Below are 1854 nucleotides of genomic sequence, written 5' to 3'. Positions count from 1 at the left end.
GCCTGGAGTTACCGACATCCCGCCCGGGTCAGCCGGGAATTGCTGTTGCGCCAGGAAGGATTGCCCCGGCCGATCCGCGAGATCGCCTGGAAGGCGCAGTTGCGCCTCTGTCGGCGTTATCGCCGCCTGACCCATACCGGCAAGCAGGCCAATGTCGTCACCACCGCGATTGCCCGCGAGTTGGCCGGCTTTATCTGGGCCATCGCACGGAAGGCCGAAATCGCGGCCGGCTGAACAATCGGATATTCGAAGCATACCCGGGAGGTGCCCACACTGATCAAACCCATCTGCAGCCGGGCAAGGCTGGAGGCGCGGTCACGGCCGGAGAACCCTCGCAGCCACTATCAGCCGGGACTTTCCGACGCTGGTCCCTAGACCGAGGCAGCTCCACGACGCATCAGGTCCTGCGGTTCCAATCCGCGTATCAGAGGATGATCTACCGTCGTTTCGGGATTGCGCCTCCAGCCTTACCCAGTCGCAGTCAAACCGAACCGCTTGCTTGCTCATCAGCAAGCAGAAGAAATCTCTTGCCTGCAGCTTGAAATGGCGAACATGAGAGTGCTTCGTATGTAACATAATTGAAATGGTGGAATGGGCGTGCTTGATATAGCAAAATCCAAGGCTACCTTGAATGCACTTTCAGCATCGCTCGCGATCATTGAGTTCGCTCCAGATGGAACGATACTCACCGCAAACGACAATTTTTGCGGGCTTATCGGCTACAATCTCTCGGAGATCAAAGGTAAGCATCACAGTCTCTTCGTTGAGCCAGCCTATGCGCGAAGCGTTGAATACCAGAATTTCTGGGAAAAGCTGAGGCGCGGCGAATACGAAGCCAAGGAATACCGGCGTATTGCGAAAGACGGGCATGAAGTATGGCTTCAAGCGTCCTATAATCCAGTCAGGAATTCGCGCGGCCGTGTCATAAAAGTCGTTAAGCAAGCAACGGATGTGACGGACAGCAAACTCAGGAATGCGGCCGAAATAGCCATACTCGATGCGATTTCGCGCGCCCAAGCGATGATAGAATTCACTATCAATGGCGAGATCGTTTCGGCAAATGAAAATTTCCTCAAGGCCATGGGCTATCGCCTCGATGAAATCAGGGGCCAAAAGCATAAGATCTTCGTTGACCCGGCCTATGCGCAGTCAGCGGAATATGCGGAATTCTGGAAAAAGCTCGCGACGGGTGAATATATCGCGGCAGAGTTTATGCGCATTGGCAAAGGAGGAAAACAAATCTGGCTGCAAGCCTCCTATAATCCGATCTTCGATCTCAACAACAAGGTCGTAAAAGTTATAAAATTTGCGACCGATATTACTGATCGTGTACAAGCGGTAAATGGCATTACAGTTGGCTTGAAAGAGCTTGCGGGTAAAAATCTAGAATATAGAATTACAGATATTTTCTCCCATGATTTCGAAAGCGTTCGTCAGGATTTCAATTCATCACTTGAACAATTGGAATCGACAATGGCTGCGATTTCATCGAATATCCAGAGTGTCAGAAGCAGTTCCGGTGAAATTGCCCAGGCATCCGACGATCTTGCACGCCGCACGGAGCAGCAGGCCGCAAGCCTCGAGGAGACCGCGGCTGCATTGAATGAAATTACAACGACTGTGGCGAAGACGGCTGAAAGCGCCTCTGAGGCTCGCGACATTGTTGATATGGCAAAGTCCGACGCAGAACATTCTGCCGTCGTAGTCGCGGAGACCGTGAGTGCGATGGCGGGTATCGAGAACTCATCCAATCAGATCAGCAACATCATCGGCGTCATCGACGAGATCGCGTTTCAGACCAATCTCCTTGCCCTGAATGCCGGGGTAGAGGCCGCACGCGCCGGTGATGCAGGG

At 53.2% G+C, this 1854-nt stretch carries 1 protein-coding gene and 1 pseudogene; both read left to right on the top strand.

Going from position 1 to position 1854, the window contains the following annotated elements; translation table 11 throughout:
• A pseudogene (locus RT91_RS20955) lies at window positions 1–234 on the top strand (IS110 family transposase); the annotation flags it as partial.
• Window positions 235–591: 357 nt separating this feature from the next.
• A partial coding sequence (locus RT91_RS18900; RefSeq protein WP_082468666.1) for a PAS domain-containing methyl-accepting chemotaxis protein occupies window positions 592–1854 on the top strand: 1263 nt, incomplete at its 3' end.

The sequence above is a fragment of the Acidiphilium sp. JA12-A1 genome (genome assembly GCF_000724705.2).
In the GTDB taxonomy this organism is placed as follows: Bacteria; Pseudomonadota; Alphaproteobacteria; order Acetobacterales; family Acetobacteraceae; genus Acidiphilium; species Acidiphilium multivorum.
The sequence above is the reverse complement of the archived record's forward strand: the minus strand, read 5'-3'. Positions and strand labels throughout refer to the sequence as shown.